Origin of the sequence: Rhizobium sp. BK008 (assembly GCF_014197345.1) — a bacterium.
Lineage (GTDB): Bacteria > Pseudomonadota > Alphaproteobacteria > Rhizobiales > Rhizobiaceae > Rhizobium > Rhizobium anhuiense.
The window spans coordinates 1-17,469 of sequence record NZ_JACIFK010000012.1; the positions used below are offsets into that span (position 1 = coordinate 1).

A 17,469-nucleotide genomic window follows, 5' to 3' on the forward strand; every position below is an offset into this window, starting at 1 on the left:
TCCGCTGGAAACCGGTGGCGACGATAGAGAGGATCACGTGCAGAATGCCGACAGATCCCACATCTTCTTCGCTTCGCGGTTAACGTTACAGTACCGGCGAGCCGGTTACTCAACCGATGCTGTTTTGAGGCGCCTTTGACCGGTCCCGGTCATCAGATACCCGCACAGTGAACGTGGCCTCTCCGGGTCCGCCGCCCTTTCATTGCAATCTGTCAGAAACTCGCATATATTTCTGACAGGAGTGATGCCATGCAAAACCTGACGTCTCAGATTCTGGGCTATGCCGAACAAATGCCGGAAGGCTCACCGCTTTCGGCAAAGAGCCTTTTGCATCTCGGAAATCGTGCTGCGGTCGACCAGGCCCTTTCGCGGTTGACCGAGCGCGGAGAGCTCGTCCGGGCTGGTCGTGGCATCTATATGCGGCCCGTCAAAAGTCGCTTTGGCAGCCGGCCGCCGACGGTCGAACAGGCGGTCGAGGCGATTGCGCAGCAGCGCGGCGAGGTCATCGTTTCCCATGGCGCCGCGGCGGCGAATGCCCTGGGATTGACGACACAGGTTCCGGTCCGCTCCGTCTACCTGACATCCGGCCGCAGCCGGACCATGAATCTTGGAAAGCAGAGTGTCGAGCTCAAGCACGTGCCTCGCTGGCAGCTGGCTCTGGCCGACCGGCCGGCGGGCGTGGCGGTCCGGGCGCTTGCATGGCTTGGACCCGAGAAGGCCGAGGAGGCACTATCGAGGATCAAGCGAAAGCTCCCGCCGGCCGAGTTTGGCGAGTTGGTGGCCGCAGCACCGCAGTTCCCGACATGGCTCGCAAGAAGCGTGGGCAGGGCTGCGCATGGCTGACCGTTTTCTGGCACTGTCAAAGGACGACAGCCGTGAGGCCTTGGCTGTCGCAGCCGCCCGCACTGGACGGCCCATTCATCTGCTGGAAAAGGATGTCTGGGTCGTCTGGACCCTCGAGACGCTCTACTCGTCAAAACTTGGCGAGCACCTGGTGTTCAAGGGCGGCACCTCGCCCTCGAAAGCCTATGGCGCCATTCGACGGTTTTCGGAAGACATCGATCTGACTTACGATATCCGGGCTTTGGCTCCCGATCTCGTCGGTGACAATGACGAGGCACTGCCGAAAACCCGCAACGAGGAGAAGCGCTGGACCAGCGAAGTGCGAAAGCGCCTTCCTGTCTGGGTGGGCGAGTCGTTGGAGCCGGTCATTGCCGGGGCAGTGCGCGATCAATCCCTTCCCGCACGGATCCGCATCGAGGGCGATACGCTCTATCTCGACTACGAAGCCGTGAGCAGCGGATCAGGTTATGTCGCACCGAGCGTCATGCTGGAATTCGGAGCACGATCGACCGGTGAGCCCGCCAGCATCCGCGATGTGGGCTGCGATGCCGCGGGTTATGTCGATGGTGTTGAATTCCCGAAGGCAAGCCCCCGCGTCATGCATGCCGAGCGAACATTCTGGGAGAAGGCAACGGCGATCCACGTCTTCTGCCTGCAGGAGCGCCTCCGTGGCGATCGGTTCGCGCGCCACTGGCATGACGTCGTCCGGCTGGACGATGCCGGTTTTGCCGACAAGGCTTTTGCCGACCGGCAGCTTGCCCATGCGGTGGCGAAACACAAATCCATGTTCTTTGCGGAAAAGGCGGCCGACCGCTCACCGATCGACTATGCGGCCGCCGTCAACGGCAATCTGGTTCTGACACCGTCCGGAGATGGTCTCCGCGCGCTCAGTGAGGACTATGCAAAAATGGTCGAGGACGGCCTTCTGCTTGGAGATTCTGAACCGTTTGAGCAACTCATCGAGCGATGCGCGCTCATTCAGGAGCGCGCGAATAAGCACGGCACGACAGAATAGGTCAATCGCGGGCGTCAGCCCCCTCCCCTTGGAGTATCATCGCGAGCGAGTACCAGGGTGAAGCCGTCCCCGGTGCGATCTTTGACGAGGTCAGCATATATAGGTGCGGCGAAGCTCGGTTCATCGAGATCCAGACGGAGGTATTGGCCGTTCCCAGGGACGATTTTCGTCCAGGCTACGCCAATCTCGACTTCACCAACTATGACACGATGTGTCGGAGCGTTGGCATTCGCGGGTGTACTCCAAGGAACGATGCGCACTTCATACGATTGGAGGTCTGTCGTGAAGATCGCGCCTACATACTCGTTCTTGTCGTTCTTCTTGAATTTGCCAATGGTCGTCATGGTCATTCCCCCTTTCGTCTCTCTCAGGCCGCATCGTTGCAGCCTCGATGGCGATCGACCAGTCGAAGGCGACTGCCGACGCACCCGCTTGCGGGCCGTAGCGCAGCGGAGGATGGCGCGAGACCAAATTTCTTGCCTCGCGAGGAATGGGCAAAGCCCAGGGGAAGAAAGTTGGTCCGCGCCATTGCGGCACAGGCGGTCGAGGGGACCGATCTTCGACTAGATCAGCCAATGCAGAGGCCGCCACGAGCGCGCCACATCAGAGATGGTTGGAGGATGACCATAACGACTGCCACATTCCGGGCGACACCGACAGTGGAGTCATCGGCACCCCAAATCAGACAAGCCGAACGAATTGCCATAGTAAAGAATAATGCCTCGCGACACCCGGGGGGGAAGGCTGGTGCTCGGTCGAGAGGTCTGCTCATCTCGAGCCGCTGCGATCGATCGGGGATCAGTGTCGGACACACCAATTCCTTCGATGCGGTGGATGTCGCCAGGTAGTTCGGCACAAGAAAGCAGGATGACGCTGCTCTGATCGCGGATGGAGATTTGCGAAACCGTCTCCTGTCGCTAAAGCTGTATTCTGCGGTGATTCTTCTCGGATCATGGCAGGGGGCTCTGGAGGCGACATGCGAACTGAAATCGAACATATGCGGGAAGCTCTGGCGTCCTACATCGAAGCGACCTACCACCTCTCGAATCCAAAAGTCGTCAATCTTCGCCGGAAGATTTTGCTGAAGGGCGGCATCGCCCAGACGCCGTATATAGAGAGCACCCCCGCCTATGTTGGCGAACGAGCCTTTGAGACGCTCGACCTCAATGCCGGTGTCCGCGCATTTCTAACAAGGATGGCGGCAAAAGAGTCCGATCAAGTTCTTTTTGATCCACCCTATGAACATCAGGCACAGGCGCTTGAAAAGGCAATGTCCGCAAACGCTGGCGGCACCGGGATCGTTGTGACGACCGGCACGGGCTCTGGCAAGACCGAAAGCTTCTTGCTGCCGGTTCTAGCGAGGCTCGCCGACGAGGCTATCCATAGAAGCGATCATTTCTCGACGCGCGCCGTGCGCGCACTGCTGCTCTATCCGATGAACGCGCTGGTCAATGACCAGCTAGGGCGGCTGCGCACGCTGTTCGGCTCAAGTGCGGTGCAAAAATGGTTTACTGACGTCGCCGGCCGCCCGGCAAAGTTTGGGCGCTACACTGGCCGTACGCTCTACCCCGGTACTCGCGACGGTGATCGCGATCGCAAACGGTTGAAGACGCTCGAATACTATTTGAAGATCGAGGACGGGGCCCGCGCAGGCAACACCAAAGACCAAGCTCTCGTGAACGTGCTCAAAGAGAAGGGGCGATGGCCGGCCAAGCCGGACAGTTTCCTCGGGGCATTCGATGGCCTGCGCAAATGGTACGGCAAGTCGGGTGACCACTGGGAGACCAAAAGCGGCGATCCCCTGCGCGCCAACGAGCGAACCGCAGATCCAGAACTACTGACCCGGCACGAGATCCAAGAATCCAGTCCCGACCTCCTGATCACCAACTATTCGATGCTGGAGTACATGCTTCTGCGTCCAATCGAGCGAAAGATCTTTACCGATACGCGCGCCTTTTTCGAAACCCATCCGGATGAGAAATTCTTTCTCATCCTCGACGAGGCACATCTCTATCGCGGTGCGAACGGCACGGAGGTCGCTTACCTGATCCGCCGCTTGCTCGATCGCCTCGGACTGCCGGCCTCCCGTGTGGTGTTCATCGCGACAAGTGCTTCGTTCTCCGATGGCGAAGCCGCGGCCGAGTTCGTCGCCGGTCTTTCCGGGCTTGAGAAGGATCGCATTCAAACCCTTCGCGGCGACAAGCGTCCGTTCGAGCCGGCCGGCGACGGCTCGATCGAATTCGCGACCGCCCTCGCCGCCGTCCCTCTCACTCTGCTCCAGTCTTCGTCTCCAACTGATCGTTCACGGGTGCTCGTCCCGCTTGCGGCTCGTAGCAAGGCCCCGGAGACACACCCCGTAACACTGACCCGAAAAGACAACGGTTCCACCGATATTACTGTGACAGTACACGGGCTTGATGACTCTGGCGCCGAAGCGGAAGAGCGAGTTGTCGTGCAGAGCGGCGCCACTGTTGCGACCCGTCAGAGGTTCCGCATCGTCGATGATGTCCGCACGGATGCTGGAAGCGTATACTTTGCGCGCGCCTACAGCCTTGGCAGTGCGACGTCTGACAAATGCGACTGGGTCGAAGATGACCTGCCCGCCGCGCTTGCCGCAATTCTGGATGGATCACAAGCGTTGGCGCGTCTTCGCAACATCACATCAGGTGCGTCGTCGCCCACCGATCCGATCGAATCCCCCGGAGCAGCCTGGGCATTCACCGCTCTACCCAATGCGCTATTCCCGTCTGTTTCACTCGATACTGCCACATCCGCAGTCGACGCGTTATTGGAACTGGCGTCAATCGCCAAAACGACGCCGAAAGCCGCACCACTGCTTCCGGCCCGAGTCCATATGCTATTTAGAGGTCTGCCCGGGTTGTGGGCATGCGCCAACCCCGATTGCGACCAGATTTCAGCGGATGAACGTGGTGGGCCCACCGGCGCGCTTTATGCCGAGGCCCGCCAGAACTGTGGCTGTGGCTCGCAGGTCTACGAACTCCATAGTTGCCGAGATTGCGGCTTGGCGGTCGCGCGGGCAAACATTGGAGCGCCGACCGGAATCGAGCATCTCTGGCAGGATAATGGCCGCGCCTATGCTGGCGACACTGACGCTATACAACCCATCCATATGTGCCTTGAGGATCCGCTTCCGCAAAAGCCCGGAATGGTTCGGCCAGTCTACTTGGATCTGGCATCTGGGCGCATCGATGGAAGGGGTATCTTTTGTCGCGAAGTCTGGCTGCCTCCCCTGAAAAGCGCGACCCTGTTTGACGAATGCCCAAGGTGCGAAGCTGCCTGCGGCGATACCGCGCCCGGTGGCATATCGAATCTACAGACCAAGGGTGAGCAGCCATTTAAGGAATTGGTGACCGTTCAGGTGCTTGAACAGCCTCCTCGGCCAGAAAGTCATGCTCCGCTAAAGGGTCGCAAGGCGCTCGTCTTCTCCGATGGGCGGCAGACGGCGTCGCGGCTCGCCGGAGACATGAAGACTTTCTCATTCCGTGACAGCTTGCGGCCGCTTTTGCTCGTTGGAATGAGTGCCTTGCGACATCCCATCTACCGCCCCTCCCTGAATGACGCGCCGCTTGCAGTCGCGCTCGGCGCCGCAAAATTCGGTGTGCGGCTGCGACCTCTTGGCGACGATGAAGGTCTTATGGATCGTGCCGGTCAAATGGCTATCGATCTCATCAACAACCCGGATGCGGAAAGTGACGACTTCCGCGGCCTCACGGCACAGACGTCTGAAGGCGCGCCGCTGTCGGTGTTTCAGAGCATATACGCGGTCCTGCAGGATGATCATACCGGTCTCTTCCCGCTCGCCCTTGCGACCCTGCGTCCCAAGCTTACCAAGACCGAACAGCAGAAACTGACGGACGAGCTCAAACTGCCTGTTGTTGCTGGTTTGGCCCCAGACGAGGTAAGGTCGTCATTAATTGAACTGTGGTTGTGGCAAGCGATGCGAAAGCACGCGATCAAACTCCAGGCCACACCCTCCAATATCGATGCCGCGAAGGGATCGCAGGGAATCCGGCTTTGGAACGGCAAGTTCAGCCAGGTTGTTTCCAAAGCGCTCGAGAACCGCGGACTCAAGGCCTGGGTCAAGAGTGATTTTCTGACAGGGTGCGAGCCCGTCCTTCGTGGAGTCTTTAGCCCAGGTGAGACGGGCGATTTTCATGTGCATGGCAACAGAGTGGCACTCGAACCCGGCGATAGCGCGCAATGGCTTCGCTGTGAACGTTGTACGAAAGTGTCACCCGGAAATGCCTTGTTGGGGCCGGCGTGCGGATATTGCGGCGGTATTGCCAAACCTATCGACCCGTTGCACGATCCCGTTTTCCGTAGTCGCAAGGCTTTTTATCGGAACTTATGGGAACGGCTCACCGATCCAAACGATACCTATGTGCCCCATCAGTTGATTGCTGAGGAGCATTCGGCCGCGCTGAACGACAGTGGACTGGCCAATGCCTTGTCACGCAATGAAGCGTATGAACTGCGCTTCCAGGACATACCCATCGAGCAGGACGGCAGAATCGGCTCGCCGATCGATATCTTGAGTTGCACGACGACGATGGAGGTCGGTATCGACATTGGCGGCTTGACTGCCGTTGCCTTGCGTAACGTCCCGCCGGGGCGGGCCAATTATCAGCAACGTGCCGGCCGAGCCGGCCGTCGTGGTGCTGGTCTGTCGACGGTCGTCATGTTCTGCGGCGCCGACAGCCACGACCAGAGCTTCTTTCGTGACCCGGCCCCAATCGTTGCCGGCCCGGCCCCCGATCCAATTCTCAATCTCGACAATCCGGTCATCGCCCGACGACAAGCTCTCGCCTATCTGATCGGCCGCTTCCAACAGGAGCGTATCGACAGCGTCGGTGGAAGTGCCGACGTCTTCTCGTCCCTGGGTAGCGTCTCCGACTTCATGAATGGCGCCGCTGACGTCTTCTCGCTCGCGGGCTTCGAAGAATGGCTCGTCGAATGCCGCGATGAACTTCGAAGTGATATCGAGCGAATGTTTACGGTCAACTGCCCAGCCCTCGATACCGATGACCTGCTGGACGGTTTCGCCGGTTCGCTCAAGCATGCACTCACCCAACCAAAGGACGCAGAACCCCCGGCACAGGCCAAAAAGCCAAGTGACGCTGATGATGTTGAGGATGAGGTCATAGAAGATGCCGACGATGAGGAGCACGGTGTTGTCGATAGTGGAAAACTGCTCGATCGTCTGTTCGATGTAGGCCTTCTTCCCAAATATGCATTCCCCACTGACGTGGCGACCTTCAGTGTCTTTGAAAACGACACCGATCCGTGGAACCCGAAGCGGCGGTACTCACCCCAACTCGGTCTTAACGCAGCACTCAGTCAATATGCGCCCGGACATGAGGTCTATGTCGACAGTCAGCGTTATATCTCGCTTGGTCTCTATTCCGAGTATGAAGATGATCGTTTTGAAGCGTACCGAAACCGCCGCCTCTATTATCAATGCCGGGTCTGCAACTATGCTGATTTGAGGGATCCCAAGGCGGGCTATGTTGACGAGACCCGGGACTGCCCGGCTTGCGCAAGCCGGGGAGCGCTTGGGCCAGCTCGTCGCTGGGTGCGTCCGACGGGTTTTTCGCACCCCCCGACAATCACGGCGCTTCCACCCGATTTTGATGCCGGCACCCGGCTTCGCCCCACGCGCGCGACTCTCGATTCGCTTCAATTTGCACCCGAAGCACGCATTGGCGGTGAAATCTGGCCAATCGGAACCGGCTGGGAGGCCTGGGGCGATAGCAAAACCCTTGTCGTCACCAATCGTGGAACGCTGAGTGCGACAGATTACGGCTTCAATTACTGCAACAAATGCGGCCGCATAGAACCTGCCGATTTCGATCCGGCACTACGCCGCCTGCGCAGTGGCCAATCGCATCCGCGCCCTCGGCCCAACCGCTCCAAGGAAAGCGTCGAGTGCGACGGCAACCCCACGAAAATCGTGCTCGGAAACGAATACGATACTGATGTCGCCGTTTTTCGATTGGGGCTCCCATTAGATTGGGCTCTTCAGCCAGATCGACCGTCGACCACGATCGCAGCGCGGTCCGCCGTCGAGGCACTGCGGCGCGCCGCGTGCAGATTGGAGGACCTCGAGCCAAATGATATCGACGGTGATTTCCGTTTCGCGCCGGGTGACAGTGCACGCCAATATATCGACCTCTATCTCTATGACCAGGCTGCAGGCGGCGCCGGTTTCGTCAAAGCGGCGTCGCGCGATCCCCAACGCCTCGTCAAGGAGGCACTTCAATTGCTGGACAGTTGCAACTGCGACGACAGCTGTTACCAGTGCCTGCGATCGTACAAGAACCGCTACGAACACGACCTGTTTGATCGGCGGATCGGCGCCGACCTCCTTCGCGCCGCCTTCAAGGGCGCTCCGCTCTCAATCGATCCCGACCGCGAAGATCTCGCGCTCGACCGTCTCGAGGCAGATTTGACGGAAAGCGGTGCCACGATAACACGCACCAGCGGAGGGCTAATCAGAGACAGTGGCGAGGTCATTTGCCTTGCCCATCCCTTTGTCGAGAAACAGCCCGGTTCAACAAGAGGCAGGGCGCTTTCAAATGATAAGGATGCGATCGCAGTCGACATATTGTTGGTGCTGCGCGCATTGCCGATCGCGACAAGCGTCGCGCTCGCCGTCCCGAACGTCGATCGCAATGCGGGCCTCAGACCAGATCCCGCGGGCGTTCCGGAGATATCCGCCCAAGCTGCAAGCGTGGGCGACGTCACGCCAACCCAAACGGCGGCACGGTTTGCCGTGAGCGGCAGCGAGGCCGGCGACTTCCTGTTTCGACTCAACGCCAACGTGTTGAGCGGTAAAAAGGGTGACGGCAATGCCCCCGTGTCAAAGGGAGCAATGTGCCTGTTCCGGCCGCATGGCGGCGTCGCCGACAAGACCACCGAAAAAACCGACGTCTTCCTGCTTAGGCGCACCGATGGAAAGGTCTTCGGGGCAACCGGCGAGGCTTGGACAGTCGGGCTCTTGCAGTCGGTGTCCGGCGACGGCACCCGAATTCGTTATCGCCCTGCCTCGCAGTTCATGGAATGCGCCAGCGAACTGGTCCAGCCTGCGGACAAGGTAGTACCCGTGGCCCTGTTCGTTAAGGCGGTGACCTGATGGCGCAATTTATCCCGGCGATTGACCCCGAGACAATGGAGTTCGGATCTGAGGCAGACCTCGCACGCGCGATGCTCAACCAACTTGGGCCGGGCTATCTGGTCATGCATTCCCTTCCTTGGGTGTTTCCGGCTCGCGACGATATCGACGCGCCGGCACGTGAGGGCGAGGCGGATTTTCTCATCCTTCACCGCCAGTTCGGATTGTTGATACTGGAAGTAAAGGGCGGTGAGATCGCCCTGAAGGGGCGAACCTGGGTCCGTTGGGTCAAAACCGGTCCAAAGGAGATCAAGGACCCCGTCAGGCAGGCACGCCGAAGCCTCTGGGCGCTCAAAAAACGCCTTACCCTGATATGCGGCAAAGCCGTCGCCGATCGCACGGTGATCTCCGTCGGGGTGGCCTTTCCGCATTGCTTGTACAAGGATCACCCTCCAAGCGATCTTCCGCCGGAAGCTATCCTCACAATGGACGACCTTCCGAACCTCGAGCCCGCGGTCGTTCGGGCCTACAAAGCTGGCGGCGGCGGCAAACACGAGTTGTCGGTGCAGGAGTTCGATGCGGTGCGACGGGCGCTCGCCCCTGAATTCCGGGTCTACGAGCCGCTGCGTGTCAGCGTCGACAACGCCGCCGAGACTTTGGCCCGGTTGACCCGGCAGCAGTTGCAGGTGTTGCGCGCATTCGATGCCAATCCACGTTCGATCGTCGAAGGCGTGGCGGGTTCGGGCAAAACATTGCTGGCCATGCAACGCGCAAGATCGTTCGCGAAAGTCCGCAAGGCTGTGCTGTTCACATGTTTTAACAGCGAACTCGCCAAATGGATCCGGGAGGAAATGGGCGACGATCTGGTCGAAAACGGTGGCAAGATCACCGTCCAGAATTTTCATCGGCTTGCCTCCGACCTATGCAAACAGGCCGACATCGAGTTCATCGCAAATGCTGCCGATCCCGCACGATGGTGGGACGAGAAAGCGCCCGACCTCCTAGCGGAAGCCGCCATGGAACTCTATGGCGACGGTCCGCCGTTCGACGCCCTTGTGGTCGATGAAGCGCAAGATTTTTCCCCTGGGTGGTGGGACGCACTGGACTATCTTTGCGATCGCGGAGATCCAGTCTGGGCTTTTCTCGACAAGGCGCAGAGCCTGCGACGCGAGCCGGTCGAGCCACCGCTTGAAGGTGCATTTCGTGTCACGCTTGATGTCAACTGCCGCAATACTCGACGTATCGTCGCCTGTGCCAACAGCGCAACCAACATCGACAGCGAGCCTTTCGACCTCGCGCCACTCGGGCGACCGCCGAAGCTCATTGTCCCACAGTCGCCCGCAGCGATCAGCGGCCTGGTCCAGCAAGAACTGCGCTCACTGCTCACCGACCAACGGCTGGAGCCGCGACAGATCGCAATCCTGGGCCCGACGAGCAAAAGCAAGGGGCCGCTGGCCAACGTTGCAGCGATTGACGGATCCCCGTTGGTCGATGATGCCAGCGCATGGCGTGAAGGAAAGGGTGTGCTGGTGACGACCGCGCGCAGCTTCAAAGGCCTTGAAGCGGACGTGGTCATTCTCTGCGATTTTTCCGGACTCGGCAATTTATTCACGGTCAGCGATCTTTATGTTGCCCTGACGCGTGCCCGGTCGCACCTGATTATTGTTGCCCATGATCGTGCGGCAAAAGAGAGCCTCGATGCTGCACTGGCAGTTGCGGTCGCCGTCGGTGAGCAGGAATGAGTGGGGGTGAAGCATGGGCGCGCGCGATCGCATTTGCCGCCGACAGTGACGGCAGCCCGACGCTCGATACCATTGTTGCCCATGTCCGCGACGCTATCTTCGAGGCAGGTTTTATCAGCCGAAGCCGAATCACAACCGGGCTGAGGGAAGCCTATCGTCCGCTTGAGGTGAATGAATCTTTGCTGCGAGACCGAATAGATGCAGCGTTGAACTTGCTGCTCGCGAGTGGTGACGTCGATGAATTTTCCACTGGCGCCGGCCGTGGTTATGGTGGAACGCCACCTCGTCTGGTGCATTGGGGCGGCGAGACGGCTGCACTTCTGGGCGTTAACACGCACGGTTCGGGCGTGGTTCGACATCTGCCTGCCGACGCACCAGACGGAGAGACGGCAGTAAAGATTTCCCTGTCCGACGAACTGGGCCGGCCCGAATGGCGAAATGCTCTGGTCGAGTTGGGTGGTATGGATGCTCCCGATGACGATGCCCGCGCTCTGTATTTCTACGCACAGGCCTTGTCCGCAAGTGGAGAACGTTACTCGCTCGACGAGCCGAATGCCGTTGCGGTCGTCAGCGGACGCGGAGAGTTTTTCGGTCGAGCCGACCCGGCACCGTCTGGGCGTTGGCAGCGCGTTGATAGAAAAGGTTGCTTCCCCGCAGCAATCCGCAGCGGCTACTCGCACAAGAGCGTTGTTCTCAACATCGCCGGCGTCGATACGCGGCTCTGGCAACCACCGTCTCGCGATGTATGGCGGTGGATCGTTGTTGGACAAACTCTCGCCCTTGGTGATCCGGTGTTTCGCTACGATCCGTCGAGGCAAATCCTCGACTTTCTAACGCCCCCGCCTAAACAGGCTGAACGCGTTGCTCTGATCACCGGGCGGCAGGAAGGAACCTGGTCATGGAAACTGGAACCAACCGCCTTCGCTGAGTTAGCTGCGATTATGGGCTCTCCAAAATAGGCGCTTTCGGAAACACCCAGAAAAGCTTCATATTCGTGAGTTTCGCCACTCCCCGCAAAGATCCTTCAATGGATTGAAGTCGAGAAAGCCGCTCCTGCCAAGCACGGTCAGCGAGAGCCAGGGCCAACTCGGCACCGCGCACTGCCGCTCTGTTGAACTCAAGCTTGGCGTCGAGCGCTGAGGCCGCTTTTATTTCAGCGCGCGCCGCTTCTGCCAAATTCTCGGCATCGGCTTTGGCTGCGAAGATACGTTTTTCAACCGCTCGTCGGATCGCCAGCGTGGCATGGCCAAGGCTGGCGCTGGCACGCTTGTTAAGTTCATTCAACGCGGCTGTACGGGCAGCGCGCAGTTTGACGTCTGGCAGGTTTGATCGTCGCTTGGCAAGCTGGCGTGCACATTTTCCGTCATGGGTCGGATCGAAAACCGCTGGACCAGCCTCGGCGGTGACCATGTCATTACCGGCATCGGCCAACGTCACGAAAAACATTTCGGGTGGGGCAAGATCGATCATCCAGCGCCGATCGGCCTGAAACTGAGCGAGCGCGGTCTTCGTGCAGGCTTCGCGCGCGTCCTGTTCCGGTTTTGATGCCTGATCGTCGGAGCCGCCGACAATCGCCTTTGCATCGAAGCCCAGCGCATCACGCAGGTCAAGCTCACTGGTCGCGACGAGCAACCTGCGATCAGCCCACTGCAGTATTGGATGGCCGGCCGGATACTCTACAACGAATTCGGTGCTGATATCGGTCACCGGCGCCTGCTTTTCGAACGCAGTTATTGTGCCGTCGTGGAGACCGCAGCCGTGATCGAAGAAGTGGAGCCGACGTTTAGCGTTGTCGCTTTGGGTGACATTGGTGCGGGGCGGGCATTCGATCGCCGTTCGCCGGGTGATGAAGGCTTGGCGATGCCAACTGTTGCGTGTGTCGAGGTCCGGTATGGTGACAGTATCCACACTAGGCCTCGACTTGTACCACATCGTCTTGAAGCGCTGCTCGCCGTCTTGGCCACTGCGAACGTCTAGGAAATCTTCGCGTGAAAGCTTGATCATCGCTTCTGCGGCTCTCTCCCTGGCTTCGAACCAGTTCCAGCGATCGCCGTCGCCCGATACGATCGGTCCCGCATAGCCTCTTTCGCGAAACCGTGCTTCGCATCGGGCAGCGATCTCGGTTCGTGGCGAAGGTGGCAAGGACGTCGCTTCCAGCCATTCGTCATAAGCTGCGCCAAGTGATCTGGCTTGTTTGGCTGCATCGCCCCAGCTGGCGCCGGCGACCCCGGCAGCTGCCGCGGCAATTGCGCCGCTGATCTCCTCCCATTCGGATTCGTCAAAGACCTCGCTGCGCAGAAATACGCCGGTTCCCTCCAGTACGGTCAGAATATTGCATTCGATCGAGTTCTCGACAACGATCGGCGTTATCGCAATTCGACGATTGGCCGGAAGCCCTTTCGTACCGAGCCGATCGATGCGACCGATCCATTGCTGAATGTCGGGGGGTGACCAAGGCAGAGCAAAAAAGATGATCTCGTCGGCGAACTGCAGATTGTGGCCTTCACGTGCAGCGTCCGCGGCGACAAGGATCTTGGCCTCGCCGCCGATGAAGTCATCGAGCGCTTCCTTGAGGAACGCAACCTGCATCTCCAATTCTTCCGCCGCGCCGACACTACGCCGCTTCTTGGCAACCCTCATGTCGGTGAGCTTTTCTATCGCATCGCGGAGATAGTCTGTGGTCGGATTATCCTCTGCGACCACAACAGCGCGGCCTTTGCTGTTCTTGGCGTGGAAAATGCGCAAGTGATCAATGAGTGCGTCGAGCTTTGAGTCCCCGGGTTCACTTCGCAAGCAGCCGTCGATTTGGCTCCAGGCCGCCCGAAGTTCGGGTGTGCTTCGCCGCAAGGTACTCAAGCGTTCGCGAAGAGATTGGGGACTCCGCCCAGCGACTTGCAAAAGCGCCTCACGTCGAATGTCCAAATTGCTGGTTCGGGCCGCCTCGAGGTAGGCTCGCGTTGCGCGAGCCCGCTCTATATCGCCGTCGGTTGGCGAGAGCCTGATCGGTTGGTAATTCCGCTTTGGAAGAGCGTTGGGATAGTCGGTTCGCGCGGTGCGGATCAGTCGGCGATATAGGCCGAAGCTCTCTTCCACCGCGCGTCGTTTGCTTGCCTCTTGGAGATCATGGCTGAAGCGGTGGGTCGCCTTTGTCTCGCGCTCCGTCAGGACCTTCAAGATGTCAGTGTCCTCGGCACGGGCTATGCGCTCCGCCTCCGGTTCGAGGAGCGCCATCAGTTCACGGCGGGTGCGGGCCTGATGCAGGGCCGGTGTCGCGGTCATGGCGATAACGTTTGGAATGGTCCGAGCCGCAGCGATCAGCGCCTCGCGTACTTGCACCTGAAGTCTCGTGAATTCGTCGACCAGCAGGAGGTCGATGCGATCGGCGACGATGCGTCCGCCCGCGACAATCCGGCTCGGACGGATGAGTCGCAACACAAGATTGCCGTGGCTTGCTTCGTCGTCGCCGCTTTCAAGCGCTAGGACATGACCTCGGCTGAGCAGTTCCTCTTCCCACTGCGACACGAGATCGTCGGGCACCACCAGCGCGGCGTTGAGGCGGCGGGGGCTTTGCGCCGCAAGAGCGCGCATCACCATAATCGCCTGAATGGTCTTGCCGAGGCCGACTTCGTCCGCGAGTAGCCAACGGCAAGCGGTGCCTGTTACCATCCTATGCACGCTGTCAATCTGGTGAGTGTAGGCGAAGGCACCAACCCCGAGTGCCCCTAGCAATGCCTGGTCTCGGTCTATGCGTCGAGCTTCGGCCTGCAGGCCTAGAAGAACGCGGTGAAAATCGCTCATGGGATCCCCGTCGCCAAGGTCGGTCCAACGCGCAGTGCCGCATAACGTGTCGCACGCGAGACGAAGGGATCATTGGCAAGGATACGGATGGCGGTATCGACATCATCGCATGCGGCAGGCGAAAGCCAAAGTTGAAGCGCTCCGGCCGCGACTTCGGGTGACAACTGTCCCCGTGGTAACGCAAAATTCTTGGTCCAAGCGGCGAGATCTTCGGCGAGTTCACTAATACTCAAATTGGCATAATTTCTGCGGCTGAGCGCGCGGCCGCCTTCGCTCGGCGCGATTTGGCGCGCCAGAGCAGTTCGACGGATCGTACGCAGCGCTGTGTTGGCCGCCTTTTCCCAATCCTCGGGCGGCGCGCCAAAGTCGAAATCATCTTCCACGTCGAGCAATGCACCGGCGGAATGCAAGACGGTGATTGCTTCCGAGAAAGCGAGATTCAAGGCGTCGTCCATTGCACCATCGCGCGGCACCATGCTGCCGATTGGCCAATCCGGGTCGAGATCGCGTGCGTGTTTGACGAATGCCTCGGCGAAGATTGCGACCTGCTGAGCGGTCGCTTGGCTTGGTACTAATGCGAGGCCGCAGTCCAGCAGAGATAGCCAAAGTGCTTCGTGAGGATCAGTCGGGCTCCTCCTGCTCGCCTGCTCGGCCAAAGACCACGCACGGCCACACAAGTCGATAACAAGCGGCTCCTCGAACTGACGGACGATGCTACCCTTTGCTCCGATCGCGGGCAAGGTTGTGCAAAGCGCTCTCGCCCAGGCTACACGGGCTCTGGCGATATCACAGACCCCTCTTCCACGATCAAACATGCGGCGCGACCCGATGTCGTCGCCAAAGTTTGCGGCGACATCGCCGTAGTCGAAAACATCGGACATGAAGAGGCGCACCGGGTCGGCGATTCGGCCATCTGAGAACAGAAGGCCATAGGCTTTCACCCCCCGACCTGGGACCGAAACGGAAGACGCTGTCGAGAAGCGATGAGGCGCCTGGGCGCTTGCTTCGACAAGCGATGTCTCGGTCTGAGCGCCGACAAGTCTCGGCGTCTCGTTATCCCACACAACCGCCGCGGCTGGACGGGCAAGTTTAATGTCAATGATCTGCGTTCGGCCGATCTGGATTCTCAGCAGTCCTCGACCTGTCTCGAGCAGCGCGGTCCTGACTTTGTCGGCATAAAGCGTGCTTAAGATTTTCGATGTTGCCGGCAGCGTCAGCGGCAGAAAAGGAACGACATCTCGCCCTCGCGCGATAAGGCGGCCATCAATCTCAAGGTCGACGCTGATCTTGACGTCGACAAGCGGCAGGCGACTCTCGACCCGCAATTGCAGGCGCTGTTCTATCAACGCTTCAAAGGCACTATCGCGTTCGAACAGCACCACATCGAGGACGTCGCTTTCCATCGGCGGAGACGCCTCTGTCCTCACTGCAGGGCGGCCTGCTTCTCCAGACACTGCGGAGATCCAGCCCTTTGCAGGCAGGCTCTGCGGAACCGCCTCCGCAACCTCGCCCTGTCGATAGAAAAGAAATGGTCGGTCCGCCCGCACGACCCCCTGTGGGGCGAAGATTGCGTCACTCGGATGACGTGCGAGATCCGCCCTGCTCTGCGACGAGAAGAGCCCTTCGCGGGTCAAAATCGAGCGGACATCTGCATCGGCAAGATCTGCTTCGAAGAAGTGATAGCCAGCCGTCGTCCCGATTGTCTTCAACCCAAGATGCGACCCACCGTCGGCCTTGGTGCCGACCCACACCAGGCCCGTATTGCCTCTCAACGTTCCAAAGTGCTGTTCGGCAGACTTTTGCTCGTCATCGACGTCAAACAGTAGATTGGCGCCCCAGTCGATAGAGCGACCGGCAAGTGCGAGCGCAATATCACTGCCCGCACCGAAGATTTCAGACGCCTCGGGATAGGCGGGATCTTCGCTGCTAGGGACTGTCGAAGTGGATATTGCAAATGGGCCCCCGCTCAGAGCGTTGTCAGGGTGCAGGAAGTTTCCAGCACCCCAAAGCCTGGGGCGCCAGCCTGCAGATCGGGCGATGCTTCGCGCGTCATCATATAGGGCCTGCGGCAATGGCGGCCAACTCGCGAAAAGACGAAGACCCGCCGCGTCGCGCGACAGCGAAAGCCGGCCGAAAGTTGAGTCACCGCTCATGGCAGGTTTGGCGGCTCTCGCGCGCAAGCGCGCCGCTCTTGCGGCGAAGAACGTCTCTGGATCAACGGCCATCGCGTCGCGGAGCCGCGTGTAGCTTCGCTGCGGTACGGTCAATCCTCGGTTTTCAGTCAGCAAGGCGGTGAGCACGCGTGCGGTCGGAGCCTCGAACCGCAACCAGTCCGAAAGGCGAGCGCCCTCTGCGGCACCAGCCCAGGCGCGCAGCGTCGGAAAGTTGACACTCCGTCCCTGCCCTGGAAGGGCCGCAACGGGTGCGCGCGCGATCAGTCTGCTGACCGGGCCGACGAGATCGATCGGCAGCAAGGCATTTGCGATCGGCCAGGCGATAATGGAGAAGTGCATGGTAAAAGCACTGTCGGTCGGTCTCGAAAGGTCGTAGCGCAAGGCTTCAGCCTTGAACGCATCGCCGATACGTTGACGTTGCGCCATCGTGATTGGAAGACCGAGAGCGTCGCTCAACTTCGCCCAGAACACCGTTCCAACGCCTTCGAAGCGAAAGCCGATTTCGACAGCGACCGCGCAGATGAACAGCGGCGCACGTTTGATGAGTTCATCCAGATCGAGCGAGGCTGCGATCGGAAATAGGCTTTCAAAAGCATCGGGCCAAAGCCCCACATCGTCGACCGCCTCAACCAGCGCGACGCTTGCGACCTTCTTCTTGTTCAAAGCAACGATCGCAGCCTTCAACTGACGCTCGAAGCCGTCGATCTCCCCTAGATCAAACATCCCCGGCCGATCTGAATACAGTCACCCCGCGTGTATAAGTTG

Annotated in this window: 8 protein-coding genes; 5 read left to right on the forward strand and 3 right to left on the reverse strand. The window is 59.8% G+C overall.

The annotated features are described in order from the left end of the window. Positions 1-249: 249 nt before the first annotated feature. Entirely contained in the window at positions 250-843 is a 594-nt protein-coding gene (locus FHT69_RS31440) for a DUF6088 family protein (protein ID WP_183845407.1), read from the forward strand. Continuing rightward, positions 836-1,858, forward strand: coding sequence for a nucleotidyl transferase AbiEii/AbiGii toxin family protein (locus FHT69_RS31445; protein ID WP_183845406.1), 1,023 nt, complete (start codon positions 836-838; stop codon positions 1,856-1,858). The genes FHT69_RS31440 and FHT69_RS31445 overlap by 8 nt, the downstream gene beginning before the upstream one ends. A gap of 14 nt (positions 1,859-1,872) precedes the next feature. Here the strand turns inward: FHT69_RS31445 and FHT69_RS31450 are convergent, their stop codons facing one another. Next, complete coding sequence (locus FHT69_RS31450; RefSeq protein ID WP_312865390.1) at positions 1,873-2,208, reverse strand: DUF736 domain-containing protein; 336 nt, start codon at positions 2,206-2,208, stop codon at positions 1,873-1,875. A 626-nt stretch (positions 2,209-2,834) separates the two neighbouring features. On the opposite strand from FHT69_RS31450, the gene FHT69_RS31455 reads away from it, so the two are divergent. Genes FHT69_RS31455 through FHT69_RS31465 form a run of 3 tightly spaced genes read left to right on the forward strand, consistent with a single transcriptional unit; the run spans position 2,835 to position 11,691 of the window. Beyond that, a complete protein-coding gene (locus FHT69_RS31455; protein WP_183845405.1) occupies positions 2,835-9,011 on the forward strand; it encodes a DEAD/DEAH box helicase in 6,177 nt (2,058 codons plus the stop codon). Next, positions 9,011-10,732: a nuclease-related domain-containing DEAD/DEAH box helicase gene (locus FHT69_RS31460; RefSeq protein ID WP_183906450.1), complete on the forward strand. Its 1,722-nt coding sequence runs from the start codon at positions 9,011-9,013 to the stop codon at positions 10,730-10,732. The genes FHT69_RS31455 and FHT69_RS31460 overlap by 1 nt, the downstream gene beginning before the upstream one ends. Continuing rightward, positions 10,729-11,691, forward strand: a complete 963-nt coding sequence (locus FHT69_RS31465; RefSeq protein ID WP_183845403.1) for a hypothetical protein — start codon at positions 10,729-10,731, stop codon at positions 11,689-11,691. The genes FHT69_RS31460 and FHT69_RS31465 overlap by 4 nt, the downstream gene beginning before the upstream one ends. Here FHT69_RS31465 and FHT69_RS31470 read toward each other — a convergent pair. Both FHT69_RS31470 and FHT69_RS31475 read right to left on the reverse strand, forming a co-directional pair. Next, positions 11,672-14,530 carry a helicase-related protein gene (locus FHT69_RS31470; RefSeq protein WP_183906452.1) on the reverse strand — a complete coding sequence of 953 codons (2,859 nt, stop codon included), beginning with the start codon at positions 14,528-14,530 and terminating at the stop codon, positions 11,672-11,674. The genes FHT69_RS31465 and FHT69_RS31470 overlap by 20 nt on opposite strands. After that, complete coding sequence (locus FHT69_RS31475; protein ID WP_183906454.1) at positions 14,527-17,427, reverse strand: hypothetical protein; 2,901 nt, start codon at positions 17,425-17,427, stop codon at positions 14,527-14,529. Before FHT69_RS31475 ends, FHT69_RS31470 begins: the two co-directional genes overlap by 4 nt. Positions 17,428-17,469 lie beyond the last annotated feature (42 nt).

Coding starts and splice junctions, on each gene's coding strand:
- FHT69_RS31440 (WP_183845407.1), top strand. CDS start 250: ATGCAAAACCTGACGTCTCAGATTCTGGGCTATGCCGAACAAATGCCG.
- FHT69_RS31455 (WP_183845405.1), top strand. CDS start 2,835: ATGCGAACTGAAATCGAACATATGCGGGAAGCTCTGGCGTCCTACATC.
- FHT69_RS31475 (WP_183906454.1), bottom strand. CDS start 17,427: ATGTTTGATCTAGGGGAGATCGACGGCTTCGAGCGTCAGTTGAAGGCT.
- FHT69_RS31450 (WP_312865390.1), bottom strand. CDS start 2,208: ATGACCATGACGACCATTGGCAAATTCAAGAAGAACGACAAGAACGAG.
- FHT69_RS31460 (WP_183906450.1), top strand. CDS start 9,011: ATGGCGCAATTTATCCCGGCGATTGACCCCGAGACAATGGAGTTCGGA.
- FHT69_RS31470 (WP_183906452.1), bottom strand. CDS start 14,530: ATGAGCGATTTTCACCGCGTTCTTCTAGGCCTGCAGGCCGAAGCTCGA.
- FHT69_RS31465 (WP_183845403.1), top strand. CDS start 10,729: ATGAGTGGGGGTGAAGCATGGGCGCGCGCGATCGCATTTGCCGCCGAC.
- FHT69_RS31445 (WP_183845406.1), top strand. CDS start 836: ATGGCTGACCGTTTTCTGGCACTGTCAAAGGACGACAGCCGTGAGGCC.